Annotated in this window: 21 protein-coding genes and 1 pseudogene; 9 read left to right on the forward strand and 13 right to left on the reverse strand. The window is 41.6% G+C overall.

All coding sequences use genetic code 11. The annotated features are described in order from the left end of the window. Positions 1-73: 73 nt before the first annotated feature. The 6 genes from V7K48_RS31450 to V7K48_RS31475 all read right to left on the reverse strand — a co-directional run bounded on the left by V7K48_RS31450 (position 74) and on the right by V7K48_RS31475 (position 5,613). On the reverse strand, positions 74-514 hold the full coding sequence (locus V7K48_RS31450; protein WP_335078722.1) for a hypothetical protein: 441 nt from the start codon (positions 512-514) through the stop codon (positions 74-76). Between the two features lie 93 nt (positions 515-607). Beyond that, the gene (gene pstB, locus V7K48_RS31455) at positions 608-1,435 is read right to left on the reverse strand and encodes a phosphate ABC transporter ATP-binding protein PstB (RefSeq protein ID WP_335078724.1); all 828 of its coding nucleotides are present in this window, start codon (positions 1,433-1,435) and stop codon (positions 608-610) included. A 51-nt stretch (positions 1,436-1,486) separates the two neighbouring features. Further along, the gene (gene pstA, locus V7K48_RS31460; RefSeq protein ID WP_335078726.1) at positions 1,487-2,386 is read right to left on the reverse strand and encodes a phosphate ABC transporter permease PstA; all 900 of its coding nucleotides are present in this window, start codon (positions 2,384-2,386) and stop codon (positions 1,487-1,489) included. A 6-nt stretch (positions 2,387-2,392) separates the two neighbouring features. Next, positions 2,393-3,334 (reverse strand): phosphate ABC transporter permease subunit PstC, encoded by a 942-nt coding sequence (gene pstC / locus V7K48_RS31465; RefSeq protein ID WP_335078728.1) that lies wholly within the window; start codon positions 3,332-3,334, stop codon positions 2,393-2,395. Between the two features lie 38 nt (positions 3,335-3,372). Beyond that, a complete protein-coding gene (locus tag V7K48_RS31470; RefSeq protein WP_335078730.1) occupies positions 3,373-4,374 on the reverse strand; it encodes a PstS family phosphate ABC transporter substrate-binding protein in 1,002 nt (333 codons plus the stop codon). 84 nt (positions 4,375-4,458) lie between these two features. Next, positions 4,459-5,613: a sulfate ABC transporter substrate-binding protein gene (locus V7K48_RS31475; protein WP_335078732.1), complete on the reverse strand. Its 1,155-nt coding sequence runs from the start codon at positions 5,611-5,613 to the stop codon at positions 4,459-4,461. Between the two features lie 508 nt (positions 5,614-6,121). Here V7K48_RS31475 and V7K48_RS31480 point away from each other — a divergent pair. From V7K48_RS31480 to V7K48_RS31505, 6 genes are all read left to right on the forward strand, one after another. Continuing rightward, complete coding sequence (locus V7K48_RS31480; protein ID WP_335078734.1) at positions 6,122-6,337, forward strand: hypothetical protein; 216 nt, start codon at positions 6,122-6,124, stop codon at positions 6,335-6,337. Positions 6,338-6,344: 7 nt separating this feature from the next. Next, positions 6,345-6,770, forward strand: a complete 426-nt coding sequence (locus tag V7K48_RS31485; protein WP_335078736.1) for a type II toxin-antitoxin system VapC family toxin — start codon at positions 6,345-6,347, stop codon at positions 6,768-6,770. 113 nt (positions 6,771-6,883) lie between these two features. Then, on the forward strand, positions 6,884-8,455 hold the full coding sequence (locus tag V7K48_RS31490; RefSeq protein ID WP_335078738.1) for a metallophosphoesterase family protein: 1,572 nt from the start codon (positions 6,884-6,886) through the stop codon (positions 8,453-8,455). Between the two features lie 199 nt (positions 8,456-8,654). Next, positions 8,655-9,413, forward strand: a complete 759-nt coding sequence (locus tag V7K48_RS31495) for a YebC/PmpR family DNA-binding transcriptional regulator (protein WP_335078740.1) — start codon at positions 8,655-8,657, stop codon at positions 9,411-9,413. Positions 9,414-9,654: 241 nt separating this feature from the next. Beyond that, positions 9,655-9,843, forward strand: coding sequence for a hypothetical protein (locus V7K48_RS31500; protein ID WP_335078742.1), 189 nt, complete (start codon positions 9,655-9,657; stop codon positions 9,841-9,843). Positions 9,844-10,033: 190 nt separating this feature from the next. Then, positions 10,034-11,314, forward strand: coding sequence for an FAD-dependent hydroxylase (locus V7K48_RS31505; protein ID WP_335078744.1), 1,281 nt, complete (start codon positions 10,034-10,036; stop codon positions 11,312-11,314). On the opposite strand, the gene V7K48_RS31510 is transcribed toward V7K48_RS31505, so the two are convergent. After that, complete coding sequence (locus V7K48_RS31510; RefSeq protein ID WP_335078746.1) at positions 11,296-11,916, reverse strand: Uma2 family endonuclease; 621 nt, start codon at positions 11,914-11,916, stop codon at positions 11,296-11,298. The two genes, V7K48_RS31505 and V7K48_RS31510, sit on opposite strands and share 19 nt — an antisense overlap. A gap of 402 nt (positions 11,917-12,318) precedes the next feature. On the opposite strand from V7K48_RS31510, the gene V7K48_RS31515 reads away from it, so the two are divergent. Beyond that, positions 12,319-14,313 (forward strand): MASE1 domain-containing protein, encoded by a 1,995-nt coding sequence (locus V7K48_RS31515; RefSeq protein WP_335078748.1) that lies wholly within the window; start codon positions 12,319-12,321, stop codon positions 14,311-14,313. A gap of 47 nt (positions 14,314-14,360) precedes the next feature. On the opposite strand, the gene V7K48_RS31520 is transcribed toward V7K48_RS31515, so the two are convergent. Together V7K48_RS31520 and V7K48_RS31525 are read right to left on the reverse strand one after the other, a co-directional pair. Further along, positions 14,361-14,555 (reverse strand): hypothetical protein, encoded by a 195-nt coding sequence (locus V7K48_RS31520; protein WP_335078750.1) that lies wholly within the window; start codon positions 14,553-14,555, stop codon positions 14,361-14,363. A gap of 68 nt (positions 14,556-14,623) precedes the next feature. Beyond that, on the reverse strand, positions 14,624-15,250 hold the full coding sequence (locus V7K48_RS31525; protein WP_335078752.1) for an O-methyltransferase: 627 nt from the start codon (positions 15,248-15,250) through the stop codon (positions 14,624-14,626). A 562-nt stretch (positions 15,251-15,812) separates the two neighbouring features. Here V7K48_RS31525 and V7K48_RS31530 point away from each other — a divergent pair. Continuing rightward, on the forward strand, positions 15,813-18,008 hold the full coding sequence (locus tag V7K48_RS31530) for a lytic transglycosylase domain-containing protein (RefSeq protein ID WP_335078754.1): 2,196 nt from the start codon (positions 15,813-15,815) through the stop codon (positions 18,006-18,008). Between the two features lie 402 nt (positions 18,009-18,410). After that, on the forward strand, positions 18,411-19,796 hold the full coding sequence (locus tag V7K48_RS31535; RefSeq protein WP_335078756.1) for an MATE family efflux transporter: 1,386 nt from the start codon (positions 18,411-18,413) through the stop codon (positions 19,794-19,796). A gap of 291 nt (positions 19,797-20,087) precedes the next feature. On the opposite strand, the pseudogene V7K48_RS31540 reads toward V7K48_RS31535, so the two are convergent. From V7K48_RS31540 to V7K48_RS31555, 4 genes and pseudogenes are all read right to left on the reverse strand, one after another. Then, a pseudogene (locus V7K48_RS31540) lies at positions 20,088-20,237 on the reverse strand (serine/threonine protein kinase); the annotation flags it as partial. 321 nt (positions 20,238-20,558) lie between these two features. Continuing rightward, complete coding sequence (locus tag V7K48_RS31545; RefSeq protein ID WP_335078758.1) at positions 20,559-21,548, reverse strand: D-alanine--D-alanine ligase family protein; 990 nt, start codon at positions 21,546-21,548, stop codon at positions 20,559-20,561. Positions 21,549-21,640: 92 nt separating this feature from the next. Then, positions 21,641-22,114, reverse strand: a complete 474-nt coding sequence (locus V7K48_RS31550) for an SET domain-containing protein (RefSeq protein WP_335078760.1) — start codon at positions 22,112-22,114, stop codon at positions 21,641-21,643. Positions 22,115-22,262: 148 nt separating this feature from the next. Then, positions 22,263-23,435: a KamA family radical SAM protein gene (locus V7K48_RS31555; protein WP_335078762.1), complete on the reverse strand. Its 1,173-nt coding sequence runs from the start codon at positions 23,433-23,435 to the stop codon at positions 22,263-22,265. Positions 23,436-23,603: the final 168 nt, after the last annotated feature.

Here is a 23,603-nt window from a genome sequence, read left to right on the forward strand (position 1 = left end):
CCAACTTACATTTGAGCAGGTAATTTCTGTCTCTTCTTATAACTTTATCCTGGAAGCTCTATTCTATGCAGCTTCACATTGAATTGGTATAAAACACGTTAATCCTACCATCATCCATAATATATAACGAGCGATCGCCCGGAGAACGCGAAGTCGGACGGAGTTCCAGCCGCAATGTACCAAAGTTAGGTTTGGAGACAATTGCTTGTAGTGATAAACCTGTTTCGCTCCAAAATATCAAAGATGTATTTGGCTCCGTACCCTCTATTTGTTCTAGATTTAATTTTTGCCCTGGACTCAAGGATATTGCATCAGTCACGGAGGGTTTTTGGATTTTAATCAGGTTAGGTGTGCTATTTATAACTTCAATCTGGATCTGTTGCCCAGGCGTAAACTGAATTGGGTGCAACCCACACTTAGAAGCACAAGTTCGAGCTAAAGTATTGCTGGGATTATTGATTGATGTCACGAAAACGGTAGCTGCAACTAAAGCAAATGACAAAGGCTTAAACATAATACATAGTATAAGTACTAAACTGAAATATTACTTCAATTTAGTACTATTAAGCCTCAGCATATTTTCCCGAATTAGAACTGTAATGTCTCTTTAACCGAAACGTCCACTAATATAATCTTCAGCTTCTTTAGTTTGAGGAGAACTGAACATTTGCGCCGTAGGATTAAACTCAACTAATTTTCCGCGACGTTTGCCATGCTCATCAATTTCTGTATTAAAGAAAGCGGTGAAATCTGCGACTCTAGAAGCTTGCTGCATATTGTGAGTCACCATGATGATGGTGTATTGCTGCTTGAGTTCTAAGCAGAGTTCTTCTACTTGGCGGCTAGAAATTGGGTCGAGAGCAGAACATGGTTCATCCATTAATAATACATCTGGCTTCATGGCGATCGCTCTTGCTATGCAAAGTCGTTGCTGTTGTCCACCAGATAATGCAGTCCCCTTTTCTTTGAGTTTGTCTTTGACTTCATCCCAGATAGCAGCGCGTCTAAGGGAATCTTCCACCAATTCATCAATGTTACCTTTATAACCGTTAGCACGCGGCCCAAAGGAAATATTTTCGTATATTGACTTGGGGAAAGGATTCGGTCTTTGAAAAACCATTCCGACTTGCCGTCGTAATTTTACAGAATTTATCTTAGGATCGTAAATGTTGCGATCGCGATAATTAAGTCTCCCTTCTACCTTAGCTCCAGGGATTAAATCATTCATCCGGTTGAAGCAACGCAATAAAGTACTTTTACCACATCCTGAAGGGCCAATAAAAGCAATAATTTGCTTATCAGGAATCTTTAGATAAACATCTAAAAGTGCCAAAAATCCCCCATAGTAGACCTTCACACCTTCAACATTGAATACACCCTTGTCTTGATCGATTGTGGCACTATCTGATTTACTTCTACTATTGCTATAAGTCATTTTGCGTATCTCCTAATAACCGTGAATATATCCAATTAGATATTTAAATACCTAGTTTATTGAGAAGCGTTGCCGAATATAAATTGCTACACCGTTTAAAACTAAAATCAAGATTAACAACGCAATAATTGTGGCTGCTGCTGCACTAGCAAAACCCGGTTCCGGACGAGTGATGTAACTATAAATTTGAATTGGTAATGCCATAAATCTCTGAAACAAACCAGGGTTAAAGGTGAGAAAACCCACAGCACCTACAACAATCAAAGAGGCTGCATCACCAATAGCGCGGGATATAGAGATAATCACCCCCGTCAAAATACCAGGAACAGCATAGGGTATGACATGACTGCTGATAGTTCGCCATTTTGTGACACCTAATCCGTAAGAAGCATTTCTCAGGGAATCTGGGACAGCGCGAATTGCTTCTCTAGCTGTCACAATAATTACTGGTAAAGACAATAAAGATAAAGTCAATGCACCAGAAATTAAAGCGGGGCCAAACCCAAGCAAATAATTAAAAACTCCTAAACCCAGCAATCCATAGACAATAGAAGGCACACCCGCCAGATTACTGATATTAATCTCAATAATCGCTGTCCACCAAGCTTTAGGTGCATATTCTTCTAGATATAAAGCTGCTCCAACACCAATTGGGACAGTTACTAAAATCACAACAGCTCCTAAAAGCATACTGCTGATAATCGCAGGACGAATACCACCTTGCTCAGGAAAACGAGAAGGAGTTTCTGTGAGAAAGCCGGGTGATAAAAATCTGTCTAATCCGTCTTTCAAAATATCAAAAAGTAGCAATGCTAGGATAAATAAACCAATTAGCAATCCTAACAAAAAAAGGACTTCAAATACTTTCCCTAATTTATCTCTACTCTCAACATTATCGCTAAATTCTGCCGCAGATTCTAAAGAATCATCTTGTTGATAACTTGTAGCCATATCTATTTAGTCGTATTTTTCTTTAAAGCGATTAGCAATCCAATAACTAACAATATTCAAAGTAAGGGTAAGTAGAAACAGAACAGCGCCTACAGCATATAATGTCTTGAAATTAAGACTACCACGTGGACTATCTCCACCAGAAATTTGTGCCATGTAAGCTGTCATTGTTTCTACTGATTCCGCAAAATTAACAGTTAGTCTTGGTTGTTGTCCGGCGGCGATCAGGACAGTCATTGTTTCACCTACAGCGCGAGAAATGCCCAAAATAATTGAGGCTATGATTCCAGAAAGTGCAGCTGGGAGAACTACTTTAAAAATGGTTTCCAGTTTAGTGATACCTAAAGCATAAGCTCCTTCTCGCAAAGAACGGGGAACTGCTCGGATAGCATCTAAGCTGATAGAACCAACAGTAGGAGTAATCATTACCCCCATCATTAACCCCGCACTCAAAGCGTTGAATATTTCCAGAGGGATAACATTCCGCAGCAATGGTGTAAGGAATAACAGCGCAAAGTAACCATATACTACAGTAGGTATTCCCGCTAAAAGTTCCACTGCTGGACGTAAAATTGCTGCTACTTTGGGTTGAGCATATTCACTCAAATAAATAGCAGAAGATAAACCCAAAGGAATAGCAACTGCCATCGCAATAGCTGTAGTCAAGAAAGTGCCATTAATCAATGGCCAAACGCCAAAATGTTTATCGGCAAATAAAGGTGTCCATTTAGTATCAAGAAAAAATTGGGCAAAGGAAACTTCTTGGAAAAAACCGAATGTCTCCTGAAAGATAATTATGACAATCTCAAAGGTAGTTAAAACTGAAACTAAAGCACAAGCAAATAAAACTGCCGCAACAATCTTTTCTGAAATATCTTCAGATGCATTTTTATCCAGTGACTGTCTGGATAGTAGATAAGGCTCGTCTTGATAATTGGTATTCTGCATAAACAATGAATTTTTGACTACAATGACTGAGACTTTATTTAAATAAACTTTGTGATTGGCTCACCTGGTTTTGCTTTTTTAAACTTTGTGCCAGTTTCCCCAGTCGCAAATTTTTGTTTGACTTTGAGATAAGCATCATCCGGTAGTGCTACATAACCAACACTATCTACCCACTTCCAAGAATTTTCTAGATAAAAATCTACAAATTCTTTGACTGCTGGCTTAGTATCTAAGGATTTTTTACTGACATAGATGAACAGAGGACGAGACAAAGGTGTATAGATGTTTTTAATCACATTATCCACTGGCACTGGTTTTTCACACTTTCCTGCAAGACTTTCTACAGCAACTAGATTCAGTTTTTCTTGATTTTGAATATAGTAAGATATCCCTACATAACCCAAGGCTGATACATCACCTGACACTCCTTGTACGAGAAGGTTTTGATTCTGAGTGGCAGTGTAGTCTGTACGGCCATTCTTAGCTTTGCCAGTCACAGCTTGAGTCATATAATCGAATGTTCCCGTATCAGAAGATGGAGCATACAGCTTCAGTTTTTGGTTAGGAAACTTGGGATTAACTTGATTCCATCTCAATACTTTACCGTCTGATTTGCCGCCCCAAATCTTACCCAGTTCCTTAATAGTTAAACATTTGGCAAAGTTATTTTGGCGGTTAGCAATTACAGCGATACCATCTAAAGCTATAGGCAACTCGACAAATTTGATATTCTTACTTTGACATTTTTTGATTTCTTCATCTCTAATGGTGCGAGAAGCACCAGCTATATCAAGATCGCCATTACAAAACTTACTGAAACCACCACCAGTACCGCTTGAGGCAACGCTTACTTTAGCTTCAGGTTTGACTTTACCGTATTCTTCTGCAACTGCTAAAGAAATAGGAAAACCTACAGCTGCACCATCAATACTCACCTGACTTTTCTTTTCCTCGCTGCTGCTACAAGCAGTGCTACTGCTGGCAATAATCATTAAAAATATCAGGAAAAAGCTATCCTTAAATCTGCTACGAAAGCTCATAAATTATCAATTGAGTAAAGTGACTTAAAATTCCTTATGCTTGGCTATCTGCTAGGAGATAATCCAGCACGAAAAGTATAGATATCATGCTTTGCTGGCAGCCTTAATTTTGTCAAAAATAGCCCCATCTCCAAAAAACTTTTTCTGGATAATATCCCAGCCACCTAAATCTTGAGATGTGAATAAAATTTTAATTGGCTGATATTGTGATGCTACTTCTTGGGTAACAGTGGGGTTAACAGGACGATATTGTAATTTGGCAAATTCTCGTTGAGCTTCTGTCGAGTAAAGAAAATCAACAAATGCTTGTGCAACTTCCCTTGTACCGTGTTTATCAACGTTTTTATCAACTACGGCTACAGGATTATCAATGGAAATATTGACTTGGGGTACAACATAAGGTAGTTGAGTCCCATTTTTTCCTGCTAAAATTACTTCATTCTCGTAGTTGATTAAGACATCACCCTGATTTTGTTGGAAAAATAAATTGCTAGCTTCACGAGCATCTTTCGTCAGAATAGGAGTGTTTTTATAAACTTTGGTGACGTAATCTAACGCTGTCGCTTCGTCACCTCCGGTTAGACTCACGGAACCCCAAAAAGCCAAGAATTCCCAGATAGCAATACCAGAAGTTTTTGGGTTAGCGGCAATCACTTTTACGCCATCTTTTGTTAAGTCTGCCCAAGTATTGATGCCTTTGGGATTGCCTTCGCGGGTGACGATCGCAGCAACCGATTTACTAACAATACCATTTCTCGGAGCTTTGGTTTCCCAACCTGATTTAATCAAACCTGCAAGAGCAATTTTGCTGATATCTAGAGGAAGTGCCAAATGTACTATATCTGCTTCTTGCAATCCAGCAATGACAGCAGCCGCTTGAGCGCCAGAACCCCCATAACTTTGCTCAAATGTGACGTTTTGGTTATGTTCTTGCTTCCACTTTTGGACGAATTTGGGAATTATCTGGTCATGAGCGGCTTTGGTAACAGAGAAAGAAACAATTTTTAGCTTAACATCATTTTTGCTAGCTGAACTGCTTCCAGAGCAGGAGGCAACTGCTATACTCAAAAAAGCACCTACTAAAAACAGACTCACAAAGCTTTGCACAGTGCGTCCATTGAACCAATTTCTAATTGTGTGTTGATATGATTGTATGGTTTGCAAAGCTTTCATGGCATAAGCCTGCATTCCCTCAGTAAGGAATTTACTTAATTGTGTCAGTTGTTGCGACTTGCTCATTAGAATACACCCCTAAATCTACGGTATTTCTAGACGGATACCGTAATTAAAAGAATTATAGGATATATAGAACAACAGTTCTCATCTAACTTCAATTTTTTTTATTAAGTCAGGAGTTGATCATCAAAGTAGCAAAGGTAGGGTACAAGCTCTGTACTCTGCCCAACTCCAAAAAGCTGATTTATTTACAGCCTACATACGTTATTTGTGTATAGAATTTCCATAACAATTTGTTGCTAAGAATTGGGAAAAAGCGAAAAATTTTTCCCTTTTTGTGCGTAAAAGACCAAGACCACTGCAACTTCACAGACCCAGAATCTCGGATTCTGATAAATAGCTGAGAGCAGAGATTTAACCAACATTAGTTCAGTTGGTGACTTAGGCAATTCTGAAAAATCGATATAATTCGTAAGACAGGTATAAGTATCTTCACTAGTTATTGCGTCGTCTACTCTACCCGTATTGTCACAACCAGCTTAGGATAGACTAAAAGCACTTTTTGGGAAAAATGATCGAAAAAATCACAGCTGTGTTTAATGGCAAAGTGTTCTATCCGGCTGAACCGATCGCACTGCCAATCAATACCCGCGTGCGAATCAGTATTGAAATTTTACCGCCAAGTGAACATGAAACGGTATCATTTCTGCAAACGGCGCGATCGCTCAACCTAGATGGCCCATCTGACTGGTCTACCAATATAGATAAATATTTGTACGGTAAGTAAACTTTCCATGCATTCTGAAGTCTTTCTTGATACATCATTTGCCATTGCCTTATCTGCACCGAGCGATCGCTTGCATGACCGAGCCTTACATCTGGCTAAAATGTTACAAGCGGCAGAAACTCGTTTAGTGACAACACAGGCGGTAATGTTAGAAATTGGCAATGCCTTATCCCAACTACCTTATCGTCAGGCGGCAATCATATTATTAAATTCTCTAGTAGCAGACTCCAAAGTAGAAATTGTCCCCCTTTCTCAGGAACTCTACGAACGTGCTTTCGAGCTATATCAGGAACGAATAGAGAAAGAATGGGGATTTGGGAATTGCGTATCCTTTATTGTGATGCAATATAGCGGAATCACTGAAGCACTGACTGCTGATGAGCATTTTCAACAAGCAGGCTTTCGGGCATTACTGCGAGAAAATTTGCCTTGAGGATTGGGGATTGTGCTTTGTGTCTAGCAGTGTCTGAAAACGAGATTTAAAATAAAACCCTTATTATCTCGTTACAATCGGCATGTGCATTAGGCATTCAAGAGTTATCAGCCATGAAATTGATTTCCGATCCACCGATTCCTGTAAAAATTCAAAAGATGAAGGAACGGGTGCGGTGGATGCATCCAAGTTTTGTGCAACGGGGAATTGACCAAACCAGCATGGTTATTGACGATCGCAGGCAGGATAGTCCAGAATTTTCCTTTATGGTTATCGGTGATTCCGGCACCAAATCCCATTCTCAACACCATCCCCAACGAAAAGTTGCTGAACTAATGCTGACTCACCGCGATAATTGCAGTTTTGTGTTGCACACAGGCGATGTAATCTATGTGGTGGGTTCCCAAGAGTATTATTCAACAAACTTTATTGAGCCTTACCAGGAATTTATTGTCGGTGGGGACAACCCCAAAAGCATTCCCTACGATCGCATGGTGTTTAATCTGCCATTCTTGCCAGTACTCGGTAATCATGATTATTACGATGTGCCGTTGATGTACCGTTTATTTACTGGAACAACATCTTCATTACGTCGCCTGTTGCGCTACAAAGATATCGAGATTGGCTGGCATGGATCATATCAAGGCAATGCCTATGCACGAGCATTTATGGACTACACCCAGGCGATCGCTTCCCCACAAGAGTTGGAACGTCATTTAGATCAACACTATACTGCTAAGACAGACACAGGGCGCTGTTTGCGTTACGAACCTGGACAGTTTACCCGCTTACCTAATCGCTATTACACCTTTCGTTACGGCGGTATTGACTTTTTTGCACTGGATTCTAACACATTTAATACACCATCACCCTTACCTGCAACTCAAGAGGGGGAAATTTACCGCCGCCAATTGCAAAAGCGTCGTCAGGAAATAGATCAACAAGAATTGCAGATTTTGGGAATATACGATTGCCTCAACCCAGATAAACCCACCGAAGCAGAACAACTCGATGACCTTAGCGCCAAATTAGACCAAATAAACGAGATCAAAATCGATATTGAAAAACAATTGACATCTGAGAAAATGCCTGCGAGCGACTTTGAACAACTTGAATGGTTGCGAAGCAGACTAATTGAATCTTGGAACACCTCCGAAGTGCGCGGACGGATTATCTTTTTCCACCATCCACCCTATGTCACAGAAGCAACTAAATGGGATCAGGCACAAACCTTGGCGGTTCGCCACCGACTGCGCTGGGTGTTTGAACAAGTGGGACAAACTCTTGGTTCTTTAATTAAAGAGCGTCCCATAGTCGATTTGATTTTAAACGGTCATGCTCACTGTTTGGAGCATCTTTGCACAACTGATACCGGATTTGCTGACTCCCACATTAACTGCATTATCTCTGGTGGTAGTGGTCATCGTCCCCGCTATCAACGGCGAAGGGGGACTGAATTGATGGAGACTTTTACTGAAATTGCAGGTAAATCCACTCGAAAAGTTGCAGATTCATTGCTTTTTGTTGGTCGTCATGACTACAATTTTCACAACCGACTACCTTACTCATGTGTGCGGATTGATGTTCTGGATGGTAGCCCACCCAAATTTATCATCAGACCACTGATTACTGAACGTATTGAAGATAAGTGGTATAACTGTGAACTTAAACCATTTGTGATTTAAACAAAAAACCTCACCCTGGTTATGCTACGCAAAACCTGTGCCTCTCCTTACTAAGGAGAGGGAGATTCTTTCTTGACAAACATCCTCTCACAGCAGCAACTTTGTGACTCTGATCTAGCCTTGCACATTTATCTGAAGTCATGGTTTTTGCAAGCGTTTATATTCTAATCTTGAATAGAGTTTTGATAAATTTCAGATTATGGCAGGACACAGTAAATGGGCAAATATTAAGCGCCAGAAGGCCGTAGTAGATGCTAAAAAGGGAAAAACCTTCACTCAGTTATCCAGGGCGATTATCGTTGCAGCTAGAAGCGGTGTACCAGATCCGGCGCTGAATTTTCAACTTCGCACAGCAATTGACAAGGCAAAGGCTGCAAGTATCCCCAATGATAATATTGAACGAGCGATCGCTAAAGGTGCAGGCACTTTTGGCGGCGACAATGCTATCTTTGAAGCGATTCGCTACGAAGGTTATGGCCCTGGTGGTGTAGCAATTTTAATCGAAGCCCTCACAGATAATCGCAATCGCACTGCTGCTGACTTGCGTGTAGCTTTTAGTAAAAATGGTGGCAATCTTGGTGAAACAGGTTGCGTTAGCTGGATGTTTCACCAAAAAGGCGTTTGTGTGGTGCAGGGTGTGGTTGACGAAGAACAGCTTTTAGAAGCATCCCTCGAAGGCGGTGCCCAGTCTTATGAGATGACTGAAGATGAGATGGCTGAAATATTTACTGACATTGCAAATTTAGAAACCCTTAGTCAGATACTCAAAGATCAACGCTTTCAGGTGACTGATGCCGAATTGCGCTGGATTCCCAGTAATAGTGTAGAAGTTACTGATCCGGATCAGGCGCGATCGCTTTTCAAGTTAATTGATACTCTAGAAGGCTTGGATGACGTGCAAAATGTCACAGCTAATTTTGACATATCAGAAGAATTGATGGCTCTCAGTATTTATTAATCAAAATTAACACAGGCGTGATCACCAAATAGTAATTCTTTAAATGAGGTAAAAAATATTACATTTAAGTCGGAAATGCCAGCAAGTATTACGGCTGTGAGTATTTTCTCGCCAAGGATTCCCCATAAGTCCTAAATTTTACGGATGTAAAAATAGACATGAAAGGTTCATATCAATCACAAACTTATGACATATACCTATTGGATAGTTGGATTGTTGATTACTTGATGAGGATTTTCAAGTGAATAAGTTCGCTAAAGCTTTACTTTTGGCTTTAATATTTGCTGCCCCTATAACTGTTTTTACTTCTGTTGCTCAAGCTAATATTCACCATACTGGTTACAGAAAAACTGGTACCAGAAAAGGTTATAAGGTTTACAAGGGACATTACAAACATTACAAGCATCATCCGAAAAAGCCAACTCATTGATAGTTACTATTACTCGCAAAAGTTTCTAGTAACTCTGTAATAAAGTTTAGTGTTGGTTTCTCTGAAAAAATAATTGTATTATTTAACCCCCCTGGAATCCCTACCATTCAGCGGGTTTTTTTAATTAACTTGCTCATCAGGGCGCGATCGCGTCAAAATAGGAGTTAAGACGCTGTAACCTAACTTAATAATGACCCGAACGCAGCTTGAGCAAACTCTTTCTTCTCAACCAATACCACCAAATGAGCGGGGATATGAATATGATTTGGTAATTGTCGGCGGTGGGATTATTGGGTTAACTCTAGCCTCTGCTTTAAAAGATTCTGGCTTGAGTGTCTTGCTGATTGAGGCAACATTAGCATCAGCGGCGGTAGCTAAGGGACAAGCCTATGCAGTTCACATGCTTTCGGCGCTAATTTACCAAGGAATTGGAGTTTGGGACAAAATGTTGCCTCAAATAGCCAAATATTGCCGAGTTCGTCTTTCTGATGCTGATTCTGCCAATGTGGTAGAATTTGCCACAGATGATATAGGTACAGCAGAATTGGGTTATGTGGCGGAACACCAAGCGCTGTTGCAGCCTTTGCAGGAGTTTGTCCAAAATTGTCCAAATGTGACTTATCTATGTCCGGCTGAAGTGGTAAATACGCAGTACCAGAAGGATATAGTAGCGATAGATATTAAAGTTGCCGATCAGTTACGAACAGTCAAGAGCAAATTACTGATAGCAGCAGATGGGGCGCGATCGCCGATTCGTCAAGCTGCTGGAATCAAAACTCTGGGCTGGAAATATTGGCAGTCTTGCATAGTTGCATTTGTTAAACCAGAAAAACCGCACAACAACACTGCTTACGAAAGATTTTGGTCTAGCGGGCCCTTTGCGATTTTACCTTTACCGGGGAACCGTTGCCGGATTGTATGGACAGCCCCCCACGAAGAAGCAAAAGCTTTATGTGCTTTAGATGATCAGCAATTTTTGGTAGAACTCACCCATCGCTATGGTAATCAGATGGGGAAATTGGAATTACTAGGCGATCGCTTTGTATTTCAGGTACAACTCATGCAAAGCGATCGCTATGTTCTCCCCCGACTAGCATTAATTGGTGATGCAGCGCACAATTGCCATCCTGTCGGCGGACAAGGTTTAAATCTGGGGATTAGGGATGCAGCGGCTTTGGCGCAAGTTATCCAAGCAGCACACCAAGCGGGTAAAGATATTGGCGACATTCAGATTCTTAAAGGTTATGAACGCTGGCGCAAGTTGGAAAATTTAATGATTTTAGGTTTGACCGATTTGTTAGATCGGATGTTTTCTAATAATTTCTTACCTGTGGTGGTAGTTCGTCGCCTGGGTTTATGGTTTTTGCAGCGAGTACCTATATTAAAGGTGTTTATGCTGAAGTTAATGATTGGCTTGAAGGGGCGAACTCCAGAATTGGCAAAAGATAAACGCTACACCACAGCAGCTTGAAAAATCTGGTTTGGGGTGAGATTCAATTCGGGAAAAGTTTGGGAAACGATGCGATCGCTATCTCGAAACTTACTTATCTGATATTCCCCATCAACTAAGTTACAAACGGAGATTGTCGGTTGTTTGGGATTACCGATAAAATTACGTCCACCCAAGGCAGCATAATCGACAATCCAGTATTCCGAGATACCCATCTCTTCATACTCAGCATATTTTAAATAGTAATCGTCTCGCCAGTTGGTTGATACAACCTCAATCGCCAAAGGTATTGATGCACCTAAACTAACGGTAGATTCTTTTTTCCATAATTTTTCATTTGCCAGATTTGCACGGTTTAGCACCAACACATTGGGGAAGTAACCAGAATCTTTTTCAAGAGGTCTAACTATAACTTGGTTGGGCATGAAGTAGGGCAATCCTAGACGTTTGATTTCAACAGGAATTTCGATACCTAAAAAACCTTTAACTTCTTCGTGTTCCCCTACTGGTTGCGCCATCTCAACAATTTCTCCTTTATGTAGTTCGTAGCGGACTCGTCGATTTTCGGGTAGCCAATCGACAAATTCCTCAAAGGTTACTAGCTTGGGTATGGCTTGAGTCATGACTTTTGAGAATTACTGATGATAGAAATATTATCTCTAATCTATGAGACTGCGGACAGCTTTTCCACCACGGTTAAGAGCCAGGGTATAAATCATCCTAGTTTTGACATATTTGTGTATGAATAATTCCTATAGTGTGTAAATGTCATAGCTACTTTGCAGTAAATGGATAACGAAACTGTGGCCAAACGTATTACTTTTGACTTTTGACTTTTGACTTTTGACTTTTGACTTCCCCAAAGGGGCCGACAACCCACCTTTTTTTGAATACCAGCTTGATGAAGCGCTTGTTTTAATACTTTTTGTAAACTACTTTCATAGCTACTTTATGTTCCGACTTTAAGGGAAAAGGGCATTCTATGTAAAGACAAGCAACGTTGATATCAAGCAGTCACTAAACAGATGATTCAACAAAAATCCCCTATATTCCCTCATGGGCTAAGGCAAATCGGAGGCATCGTTGTTTTGGCGATCGCCTACTATGAAATGGCTGAAATTTCACGTCATCTTGCCTCCACACCGAACAATGTGACTCCAGTTTGGCCCCCGGATGGAATTGCTGTGGGGGCTGTTCTGTTGTTTGGTAACTGGATTGGGTCTGGTGTTTTGCTGGGTTCATTTCTCGCCAACTTCTGGGCATTCCGAGATCCAACAAGTTTATTGTCCCTGGTGATTTCAACACTGCCAGTTCTTTTCATTGCGATCGGAACAACCTTGGGGACTATGTTGGGTGCCTTCCTGCTGCGGAAAACTACCAAGCTTCGCTATCCCTTAGAACGTGTCACCGACGTGTTCAGATTTTTGTTCTTAACCGGCATGGTGGGGCCGAGCATCAATGCAACTGTTGGAGTGGCTTGCCTGGCGTTGAGTGGTAAAGTTCCTTGGACAGCGTATGGGACAGTTTGGTTAACCTGGTGGATTTCTAATGTTTCAGGAATTTTTATCGTTACCCCAATTCTGCTTAGTTGGGGGCAATTCACTCAAAAAAAGCGACGTCCAATCTGGCAATGGTTATCCCTCAGTTCAACGTCAGAGGATTCTGAAAATCTCTCTGATATTCGCCACTCAAGAGCAAACTCACGCCCTTTAAAATTCTGGTTAATCCTAGTAGAGCCAGTTATTCTGATGGGGTTGGTCATTCTGATCAGCAAAGTTGCTTTTGGTGAGGGATATCACCTGGAGTATATGTTGATTCCGATGTTGATCTGGTCTGCCTTTCGACTGGGGCAACCGAGTACAATGCTGTTAACTTTTATTGTAGCTGCGATCGCTGTGATCGCAACTGTCAATGGCAAAGGTAGTTTTGTGAATAAGGATCTCGACCAATCTTTGATCCAACTGCAATCGTTTATCGGCGTGATTACACTCACCATTCTTGTGCTAACAGCGACGATCGCAGAACGAACACAAGCAGAAACCAAGCTGCGTTTAGCTTTTGCCGAATTAGCCAGAACCAATGAGACTCTGGAAGTTCGAGTTCAGCAGAGAACTGAAGAATTGAATGAAAAGAATACGACTCTGAACCAAACTCTACAAACGCTTAAACAGACTCAATTACAGATGCTTCACAGTGAAAAAATGTCTGCATTGGGACAGATGGTCGCAGGAGTTGCCCATGAAATCAATAACCCGGTTAATTTCATTAATGGCAACTTAATTTATCTTTCTGAGCATATCCAAAGTCTGCTGAGAGCATTGCAAGCTTACCAACAGCACTATCCAAATCCACCTCTTGCCCTGCACGCAGAATTGGATAAACTTGAACTGGACTTTTTACAGGAAGATGTTACCAAGATTCTTGAGTCCATGAAAATTGGTGCCGAGCGGATCTCTACTATTGTATTATCCCTGCGGAACTTCTCGCGTTTGGATGAAGCAGGATGGAAAGCGGTAGACATTCATCAAGGGATTGATAGTACCTTGGTGATTTTGCAACATCAATTGCAATCGACAGCCGATCGCCCCCAGATCCAGGTTATTAAAGAGTATAGTCAGTTACCACTGATTGAATGTGATGCTGGCTCCCTTAATCAAGTGTTTATGAATCTTTTAGGCAATGCTATAGATGCATTAGAAGAATCTAATCAGGGACGTTCGTTCCAAGACATTTCAGCTAACCCCAATGCCATCTGGATTCAGACTAATCAAATCGATACAAATCAAGTGGTGATTATGATTTCTGACAATGGAATAGGCATTCCAAAAGAGATTTGCTCTAAACTATTTGATCCTTTCTTCACCACTAAACCCGTTGGCAAAGGCACTGGTTTGGGTTTGTTTATGAGCTATCAAATTGTGACCCAGAAGCATGGTGGTAATCTTTGGTGTGATTCCACACTGGGGCAAGGCACAAAGTTTGTGATTGAGATTCCTCTAAAAGCTAAGAGCATTGCGTAAGCACAATTTAGAGAATTTCGAGAAGCGATGCCTACGGCTGGCTACGCCTACGCATTTGCTGTATCGGCGTACGCATTTGCTATATCGGCGACTCCATTTGCTACTTCGGCGTATGCATTTGCTATATCGGCGTATGCATTTGCTACTTCGGCGTATGCATTTGCTACTTCGGCGTATGCATTTGCTACTTTGGCGACTCCATTTGCTATATCGGCGTACGCATTTGCTATTTGTACAGACATTAGCAATTTGTGATGTCTACAATAAAAAGCAAACACCAAGCTAGAGAATTAGGCGCATTAAAAAGGCATCAAGAAATTTCCTTTCGCGTTAGCTCAAGACCTTGACCAATATTGATTTCAATTGAATCTAGGTCTGGCTTAGTGCGAACATATTGTTGATAATTCTTCATTGTTGTCCGAAAATCAGGAGGAAAAGTAATGTTATCAGCTACGACAATTGCTCCAGGAGCAAGCTTTTTATAAAAGAGGTCAAAGCAAGGAATGTACTGCTCTTTCCAAAGATCAAGCAAGACAAAATCCCATGTTCCTGGTAAAATTTCCAGTAACTTGAGGGCATCACCAAGTTGAAAGTCTACAAAATCCTCTAAACCAACCCTCCGAATATTTTCCACCGCTTGTGCCTGCTTGGCGGCAACACATTCGAGAGTAGTTACACGACCACCATTTACCCGCGCTGCTTCGGCTAACCAGATTGTTGAATAGCCAACGCTAGTACCAATTTCAAGAATGCGTTTGCCACCTTGTGTTTTGAGAAGCATATTCAAGAATTGTCCAGTTTGTAAGCCAACTGCCAGCATCATTTCATCTAGATGTTTTCCGCGCTCTTCGGGACTGAGTGCTTTAAGTTGGTTGTGTTCTGCCTCCAGGAGAGCATCAAGTTCAGACAAGACATTAACTATTCGTAATTCTTTCATAAGTGACAATATGTCGGTTTAAACGTTCGTAATTCCATATTAAACATATCGCGATATATCGGCAAATATATTTTATCTTTGCTTTTTTAGTAAACTATTTTATACAGATAAACCTTATTTACGTATGTCAAAAACCTTAATTATGCGTTTTATAAAGTAATACGTATATTAAAAATTTTGAAATTTAAGTATTAACACGTAATACTGGAAGTTACCTCAAGTCTGCCTTCCGATAGAGTACATTTTTCCTTATCTCAATTACTGTAAGGCTTTTAGATTTCGTACCGGGAACTAGTCTAAACTCCAGTAGAGAAGACTACGACCGCCTGACCTCAGAAGCGTCTACAGACTTCTCTGCTCATCTAACAAACCATTTATGATATACCAAAGATAGATGTAATAGTATCTAATATGTGCTATCTACTCAGTACTACTAACTGTAGGATTGAAAATTAGGATTTTTCTACATAAAATTAAAAATCTAAAATGAAAAATTGGTAACACTGATGGTTAGGAGTGCTACAGTTTCAAGAAATTCACCGGAACTTTTCAGCGGGTATTCATGCTGAAGAAACTACAAAAAAAGCAAATTTCGATAATTGCGGGTGCAGCACTGTTTGCCTTTTTAGCTGGGGCAATGGTATCAGCACCTGAGATTGGCAAATCTCTAGGAAAATGGCTCAAACTGAGTCAGAATCAAGCAGGGCAAACATCAGAGGGTAGCATTGCTCAATCAGCCGTCTTTCCACTGATCTCACAATCCCTGCCAGAACGGGCGGCAAAACTAGCAGCGATCGCCGAGCAATCGCGATCGCCAGACCGAAATCGCGCTCGTTATCTTTTAGCAAGTGATTACATTGAAAGAACCCAAGCTAAAAAAGCGCTGGTTTTACTGGAAGGATTAGATAAAGACTATCCGCTTCTGGCGCCCTACATTTTGCTAAAACAAGCTCAGGCACAGGATATCCTGGGCGAAGACGGCAAAGCCTCGGATCTGAGGCGAAGTGTGCTGAAACAGTATCCCAAAGAAGCGGCCACGGTGAAAGCGCTATATCTGATTGCCCAACCGAAGCAACAAGAAATTGCGATCGCTCAATTTCCTTCCAATCCTCTGACTTGGGAAATTATCCGCAAACGCTTGCAAGATAATCCCAATCAGCCACAATTACAATTGATTTTGGCTAAATATGCCTATGACCAACCAGGCATAGTAGGTGTTTTGGATCAGTTAGTAAAACAGCCCACCCTGAAACCCGAAGACTGGGAACTTATTGGTACAAGCTATTGGGAAAATAGTCAATTTCTGAAAGCCGCGAATGCTTATGCCAAAGCACCCAAGACATCGCGCAACCTCTACCGCACTGCACGAGGATTACAGGTAGGAGGCAAAGATAAAGAAAAAGCGATCGCCACCTATAAGCAACTAGTGCAGCAATTTCCAAATACCGAAGAAACTGGGACTGCACTACTGCGGTTAGCAGAAACTGCAAAAACTCCTAAAGACGGCCTACCCTATCTTGAGCAGGTAATTAGTAAATTTCCGAAACAAGCTAGTACTGCACTGGTACAAAAAGCCAAAACTCTCCAAACCCTAAAGGATCAAAAGTCGGCTAGCCAGGCTTGGCAATTACTCATAGCCAAATACGGAAATTCTGATGAAGCCGCAGAGTATCGCTGGAAAATCGCCCAAGATAAAGCCAATACCAAAGATTACGTCGGTGCTTGGCAATGGGCGGAACCAATTGTCACCAATAATCCCAATAGTATTTTGGCTCCAAGAGCAGGCTTTTGGGTAGGTAAATGGGCAGCTTTACTAGGGAAACAGCAGCAATCTCAAACTGCTTACGAGTATGTGATTAGCCAGTTTCCCTACTCTTACTATGCATGGCGAGCAGCGACAATGCTGGGGCTAAATGTTGGCAACTTTGACAACGTGCGCGTTATGAACCCGGAAGTAATCGCACCCCAGCGTCCATTACCGCCTGCTGGTTCTGAAACTTTCAAAGAATTATATCTGCTAGGTCAAGACCGCGATGCCTGGTTACAATGGCAAACAGAATTTCAGAATAAAATTCAGCCAACGATAGCAGAGCAATTTACTGAAGGGTTAATCCGGCAGGCAAAGGGAGAAAATCTGATCGGAATTGATAAAATTTCTAAATTGGAAGATCGGGAAACACCAGCTGAACTTGCCCAATATCAGACTCTGAGTAAACAGATCACTTACTGGCAAGCGCGTTATCCATTTCCCTATCAGCGAGAGATTGAAAAGTGGTCTATTGAGCGTAAACTCAATCCTCTGCTAGTCACCGCTCTCATCCGTCAAGAGTCGCGGTTTGAGCCAAAAATCAAATCCATCGCTGATGCTACTGGCTTAATGCAGTTGTTGCCGACTACAGCTAAATGGATCGCCCCACAAATTAAGTTGGATATCAAAACAATAAACCTCGAAAATCCCAACGACAATATCATGCTGGGTACATGGTATTTGGATCATACCCATCAGCAATATAACAATAACTCCTTGCTGGCGATCGCCAGTTACAATGCTGGCCCCGGCAATGTGTCCAAATGGCTACAAACTCTAACTACAAAAGATCCGGATGAGTTTGTTGAAGAAATTCCCTTTGATGAAACCAAAAATTATGTGCGTCAAGTTTTTGGCAACTATTGGAATTATTTGAGACTTTACAACCCTGAGATTTCTGGCATCGTCACAAAGTACTCGACTACACAGCCAAAATTGCCAGCGCAGTGATTTTACCCAATTGGGTAGAAATGAGCAAGTAGGGAGCAGAGGAGCAGGGAAAGCACATATACAATTCTACGTGAGTTCGATCAATCTCTCTCTGCCTTGAATTAAAGTTCAAACCTGTCCCTCTCGCCCGTCGGAGAGGGACAGGTTTTGTGTAGCAAAACCTCCTAGAGGTCTTTTTATTCAACTAATTAGTGGATACCAGCTGAATTGTCGAACTCACGGATATTTAGGTGGGGCGATGCCTACGGCAAGGCTGCACCTACGCTGTTTTTTGTGTTGAGAGGGTGAAGCGATCGCCTATTTCACAGCCAACAGGTTGAGTTTGGTGCGCCTGTTGGCGTTAATATAACTTAATCTATTAAATTTTACTTTTTTCGCACCCTTCTTAATTTTTGTGCCCCAATGGAGTTAACTTCAAAAGAATTTAAGTCAGAACTGATATTAGAAGTCCAAGCCTGCCTACAATTGGCAGTTCCTCTGGTAATTACTCAAATATTAGAAGCGGGCATTCCTTTGTTGGATGGGGTGATGATGGGCTTACTTAACAGCCAAGCTTTAGCTGCGGGTGCTTTAGGTGCTGTTACCTTTTCGACTCTAGCTTCTGTTTGTCGTTCTATTCTTTCAGCTGCGGGTGTGAATGTCGCAAATGCTTTTGGTGCAGGAAAAATAGACCAAGTTGGCCGTGCTACAGGTCAAGGAATTTGGTTAGCTGTGACGATGTGCTTACCTGTGATGTTTATCATTTGGCACTTTGACTATATCCTACTGCTGACTGGTCAAGAAGAAAGCAATGTATTATTGGCTCAAACATATTTGCGGTCTATTGTTTGGGGTTTTCCTGCTGCGCTCGGTTTCTGTATTTTAAAAGAAGTTAGCTCTGCTCTGAATCGACCCCAGTTCCTAACAGTAATTACAGTGGCTGGACTATTATTGAATGCCGCTGCAAATTACGTGCTAATGTTCGGTAAATTTGGTTTACCAGCCCTTGGTTTAGCTGGTATCGGTTGGGCAAGCACACTCATTTTTTGGCTGAATTTTATCGCCGCCGCTACCTGGGTTTACTTCGACAAATACTTTAAAGACTACCAGCTTGATAGCGCTCTGCATCAGTTTGATAAAGATATGTTTGTAGATATCTTCCAAACTGGATGGTTCTTGGGGTTGCAGTATGGAGCAGAAATTGGAGTATTCACTGCCACTGCTTTATTTATGGGGTGGTTTGGGACAGAGACGTTAGCAGCCCATGAAATTACCGTCGAGACAGAAAGTTTTGTCGAAACAGTATCTATAGGTATTTCCTATGCCATCACGATGAGAGTAGGACAGCTGAGGGGAGAAAATGATCTCAAGGGTGCAAGCAGAGCAGGATTTGTCTGCATTGCGCTTGTTACTCCCATTGTGAGCATTGTGGCACTAATTTTTTTGCTGTTTCCCAACTATATTGTGGCAATGTATTTGGATACCAGTAATCCGGATAATATCCAGATAGTTAAAACGGCAACTTCTTTTTTAGCCGTGGGGGCAATAGTTCAGATATTTTATTCTATTCAGACTATTGCTGCTGGTGCATTGATCGGGTTGAAGGACACCAAAGTACCAGTGTTAATTACTATGTTTGCTTACTGGGGCATTGGTCTAAGTGGGGGCTATTTGATGGCATTCACTTTAGGTTGGGGTGCTATTGGTTTATGGTTAGGTTTAGTATTAGGGCTATTCATGGGTGCAGTGCTTTTAACTTGGCGTTTTTATCTTTTGACTTCCGATATAAGTCTGGTTGAACAGCCCTAAAAACTTCAGCTTTTGTACCTTTACCATGCAGATTTTAGGATTGATACAAGTAAGTTGGCGCTAATATTTCAAGCTTTAAATGTAGGGTGTGTTACGCCATAGGCTAACGCACCGTTAACAATTCAAGGTGTGTTAGCCTACCGTGTAATATCAATTCTGTATGAAGATGCGCCAAACTACGTCAAAGTTATAGATCAATACGCTTGGGTTAAAGCCAAAAACCTTAACCTACAATTATCCTTAATCCAAGCGTATTGACTTATAGATGAGTGCAATTAGTTCATGAATTATGGTTAGCAGCTTGATGATAACTAATTGCTCAGTTTGAATGTCATGGGCTAAAAGAGTACGTCTTCCTGCTTTCTTACCTAACTGTTGTTGAATTTCGTAGCATTCTTGAAGGATTTGTTTGGGAAAGTCGTTGAGGCTTTGACCTGCCATTTACCCACTCCGAGTTTTCATATTTACAACTTGTTATAGTTGAATCTATAAAAAACTACAAAGGGAAAATGATAGATTCTGCATTCTTTCAAATATTGAACTTATACAGAGTTGTGAACAATTTAGGGATGAGGCAGATGAGGAGAATGCTTTTGTTATACCGTTTATTCGTAAAGTTGCAATATATTTTACCCATCGGCTAGCGTTGTAGTATCTCTACAGGGGTTTTCATCGCCACGCACAATTAATTAGTTTCATCCCGCAATCAGCAATCGCCAAAAAACAAGACCCCATAGTGAGCGATCGCCACTCATAACTAAATCAACATTTGTACCTTTGCCATGCAGACTTGACTATTTCAGCAATAATTTCTGTGTATGTCACATCACCCAAACGTCCCATAATTACCAGGTCTGAGCGGATATAATCTAGCCCTGGCAGTGGGTTAACCTCCATAAACTGCAACACACCGCTAGCATCGCAACGCAGATCCACGCGGGCAGCGTCACGGCAACCAAGAGTATGGTAAACATCCAGGGCCAGCTGCCTTGCCTGTGCTGCCAGTGGCTCAGGATCTATGAGCAAATGATAAGATACCCGTTCCAGATACTCATCCTTGTTCAGGGTGGTATAGGCGAAAGCTTCTGCTTCTCCTGTAAAAATTACTTCCATTACACCTACTACCCGTAAGTTACTGCCGTTGCCAATAATACCTACTGTTACTTCTCGACCGGGAAGAAAGGTTTCTACGAGTACGGACTGCTGAAATAGTTCACGTAACAATTGATAAGTATTTACTAGCTCCTGACGTTCTTTGACAAGAGAATGCCCCGTTACCCCTTTAGAACTGCCCTCCGCTACAGGCTTGAGGAAAACTGGCATTGGCAGCGATACGGCTGTTGCTTCTGCGGTAGTACTCACCACTTCAAAAGCAGCTGTCGGCAAGCCGCGATCGCGCACCACTCTCTTAGCAAGCGCCTTGTCTAACGTTAGGGCACAGGTGAGCGGATCGGAAAAGGTATAGGGTTGAGCGAATAATTCGCAGACTGCGGGGACTTGGGCTTCACGAGAGCGACCCTTTAAACCCTCAGCAATATTGAAAACAAGATCCCAGTGATCGCCTTTTGCCAAGCACAGAGCGAGTTCTCTACCATTACCGACACGTTCAACTTTATGACCTAACTGAAATAGTGCATCTTCCAGCCCGATGATAGTTTCTTCATCGTCGAACTCCATCACCTCAGAAGCACTGAAACCAGCCTTAAGGTAGTCTGCCTTCAGGTCATAACATAGACCAATTAATAACCCCATAGATAATTCCTGGTGAGAAAGCTTTTGCTGTTAGCTGTAATATGCAACTCAGGTTAATTGCAGAAATTTTGATTACTAAGTCTTCAATGGAGTCAAAATATCTCATCAACAACATCGAACCAAATAACAGATTGATCGTTAGGAGAACCGTTATAGTTGGCAGTAATTTCTTCTCCTACTTTTATATCTCGGTAGGCAATCAATTCCACCTCCCGTTCGGCGAATTTTTTCACATAGTAAGTATTCGGATCGTAAGAATGGTTGAACAGGGACATTAAACCAAGTGCGATCGCCGCACCTTTATCTTCCCAATCGTAGTAATAGTTACTCAAAACTGTTTTATCTAGGAATTCAACCTGTTCTGCGGGTATAACCACAACTGGCGATCTCTCAATCATCTCTCCTTTCAAAAAGCGCTTCTGTGCGAAGACACCTCGACCTTTTAGGTTTGTATTGCCCACAATCAACATTCCAACTACTCTCCTGCGATTACTTAGTTTTATGCTAGAAGCCAAAAGAACCATCCCAACTGGCTCTTTTAGATGATGGTGGTCATGTCGCTTCACTCCAATTAAAAATTAAAAATTATTAATTAAAAATTGAAGAAGCAAATCTTAATTTTGCATTTTTAATTCCCACAGGGTGGGGGCTTGTACCCAAAATTAATTAATTAAAAATTATTATTATTAATTTTTAATTAAAAAAAGGTCAAACTCACATAATAGTGTCAGTCCTGCTCCACGGATCTACATAGGTGTATGTCTTACCTGCCCAATTTTGCACTGTAGCTGTGCCCTTTTCATAGGCAAGTAGAGTCTCGGCTTGAATTGGGACTTTACCACCGCCGCCAGGGGCATCAATCACATAAGTTGGTACAGCATAGCCAGTAGTATGACCACGCAATTTAGAAATTAGATCAATCCCAGTTTGAACACTCGTTCGCAGATGTGCAGTGCCAACAACTGGGTCGCATTGGTAAAGGTAATAGGGTCGCACACGCAATTTCAGAAGACCATGAAACAGATTCTTCAGCGCTTTTTCAGAGTCATTCACACCTTTTAACAGCACAGTTTGACTACCTAGAGGAATGCCACCATCAGCTAGGCGATCGCAAGCTTGTGCCACTTCCGGAGTAAGTTCCTGCACATGACAAAAGTGCAAAGACAGCCACACACGATGTTTACAAAGCAAGGCAACCAATTCCGGTGTAATTCGCTGCGGTAAGAAACTCGGTACGCGGGAACCAATTCGGATAAATTCAATATGTCTAATAGCACGCAGCCGCCCAAGCAAATTGTTTAAAGGTTCATCAGACATCAACAGAGGATCACCACCGGAAATTAGCACATCACGGATCTCGGTGTGTTCCTCCAGGTAAGCAACGATCGCATCCAACCGCCGCGTTACTGGGTACATCTCACCTTGGCTCACCAAACGAGAGCGAGTGCAGTAACGACAATAAGCAGCGCAAGTATCTAGGGCAAGCAGCAACACCCGATCAGGATAGCGGTGTACGAGTCCTGGCACGGCAGTGTCGTTATCTTCACCACATGGATCTACCATGTCTGCGGTGCTGACTACTAGTTCTTCTTCCCGTGGGATGACTTGTAACCGTAATGGGCAAAGCGGATCTTCTGGATCAAGGAGCGATGCAAAGTATGGTGTGACGGCTACAGCAAACTTCTCTGGTGCGATTAAAAGTCCCTTTTCTTCGGCAGCACTAAGCCTTAATAACCTCTGAAAGTGTTCCAGCTTAGTCAACCGATGCCGCATTTGCCAGCGCCAATCGTTCCAGCGTTCCTGGTTGTAAGTTTCTCCCAAAATCTCACAAATTTCTTCACACCGAACATCCGTAACTAGAGGCTCTAGAATAGTGTTTTTGATCATGATTAGAACTAAATCAAGCTGAGAATAATAAACTAATCACAGCCTGGTTTGTTTACCTACGAATCTAGGTAAAGGAGAAAAGTATTGACAACTGTCACCAGTTGTGAAATAAACTCTTCTTAAAACAGGCGATTACCGTTGTAGCATAAAAATTAGGACTTACGCACT

This window comes from Nostoc sp. (assembly GCF_036919615.1).
Lineage (GTDB): Bacteria > Cyanobacteriota > Cyanobacteriia > Cyanobacteriales > Nostocaceae > Nostoc.

Bases quoted from the DNA above. Each gene is read 5' to 3' on its own strand.
- V7K48_RS31470 (WP_335078730.1), bottom strand. From the start codon at position 4,374: ATGAGCTTTCGTAGCAGATTTAAGGATAGCTTTTTCCTGATATTTTTA.
- V7K48_RS31510 (WP_335078746.1), bottom strand. From the start codon at position 11,916: ATGACTCAAGCCATACCCAAGCTAGTAACCTTTGAGGAATTTGTCGAT.
- V7K48_RS31485 (WP_335078736.1), top strand. From the start codon at position 6,345: ATGCATTCTGAAGTCTTTCTTGATACATCATTTGCCATTGCCTTATCT.
- V7K48_RS31450 (WP_335078722.1), bottom strand. From the start codon at position 514: ATGTTTAAGCCTTTGTCATTTGCTTTAGTTGCAGCTACCGTTTTCGTG.
- V7K48_RS31490 (WP_335078738.1), top strand. From the start codon at position 6,884: ATGAAATTGATTTCCGATCCACCGATTCCTGTAAAAATTCAAAAGATG.
- pstC (WP_335078728.1), bottom strand. From the start codon at position 3,334: ATGCAGAATACCAATTATCAAGACGAGCCTTATCTACTATCCAGACAG.
- V7K48_RS31480 (WP_335078734.1), top strand. From the start codon at position 6,122: ATGATCGAAAAAATCACAGCTGTGTTTAATGGCAAAGTGTTCTATCCG.
- pstA (WP_335078726.1), bottom strand. From the start codon at position 2,386: ATGGCTACAAGTTATCAACAAGATGATTCTTTAGAATCTGCGGCAGAA.
- pstB (WP_335078724.1), bottom strand. From the start codon at position 1,435: ATGACTTATAGCAATAGTAGAAGTAAATCAGATAGTGCCACAATCGAT.
- V7K48_RS31555 (WP_335078762.1), bottom strand. From the start codon at position 23,435: ATGATCAAAAACACTATTCTAGAGCCTCTAGTTACGGATGTTCGGTGT.
- V7K48_RS31535 (WP_335078756.1), top strand. From the start codon at position 18,411: ATGGAGTTAACTTCAAAAGAATTTAAGTCAGAACTGATATTAGAAGTC.
- V7K48_RS31545 (WP_335078758.1), bottom strand. From the start codon at position 21,548: ATGGGGTTATTAATTGGTCTATGTTATGACCTGAAGGCAGACTACCTT.
- V7K48_RS31515 (WP_335078748.1), top strand. From the start codon at position 12,319: ATGATTCAACAAAAATCCCCTATATTCCCTCATGGGCTAAGGCAAATC.
- V7K48_RS31505 (WP_335078744.1), top strand. From the start codon at position 10,034: ATGACCCGAACGCAGCTTGAGCAAACTCTTTCTTCTCAACCAATACCA.
- V7K48_RS31475 (WP_335078732.1), bottom strand. From the start codon at position 5,613: ATGAGCAAGTCGCAACAACTGACACAATTAAGTAAATTCCTTACTGAG.
- V7K48_RS31495 (WP_335078740.1), top strand. From the start codon at position 8,655: ATGGCAGGACACAGTAAATGGGCAAATATTAAGCGCCAGAAGGCCGTA.
- V7K48_RS31530 (WP_335078754.1), top strand. From the start codon at position 15,813: ATGCTGAAGAAACTACAAAAAAAGCAAATTTCGATAATTGCGGGTGCA.
- V7K48_RS31525 (WP_335078752.1), bottom strand. From the start codon at position 15,250: ATGAAAGAATTACGAATAGTTAATGTCTTGTCTGAACTTGATGCTCTC.
- V7K48_RS31520 (WP_335078750.1), bottom strand. From the start codon at position 14,555: ATGTCTGTACAAATAGCAAATGCGTACGCCGATATAGCAAATGGAGTC.